Source organism: Bradyrhizobium uaiense (assembly GCF_010811875.1).
Taxonomy (GTDB): domain Bacteria; phylum Pseudomonadota; class Alphaproteobacteria; order Rhizobiales; family Xanthobacteraceae; genus Bradyrhizobium; species Bradyrhizobium uaiense.
On sequence record NZ_VKHP01001116.1, the window covers coordinates 1 to 234 of the forward strand.

The following is a 234-nucleotide window of genomic DNA, read 5'->3' on the forward strand; positions in this document are numbered from 1 at the left end:
ACCTTCCTCATCGAACAGGTTGCGCAGGATTGCCATATTGAACGGGGGGCAAGTGACTGGAGCGAGAGATATCGCGGCCCTCTTCGGAACGCTTCGACCATGCTGCGCCGATCTCGGCCCGGCCCACGTAGATGCGGTGGCTCGGAGCGTTGTCGTTGGAGCGGTTGGTCTCGGCGACGATACGGACGCCCTTGGCTTGCAGGCTCAGGGTGACAATCTCGCCCTGGAAATCGT

The 234-nt window shown here is 61.5% G+C and carries 1 pseudogene; it reads right to left on the reverse strand.

Annotated elements, in window-relative coordinates:
- Window positions 1-234, reverse strand: a pseudogene (locus tag FNJ47_RS49015) (DUF736 domain-containing protein); the annotation flags it as partial.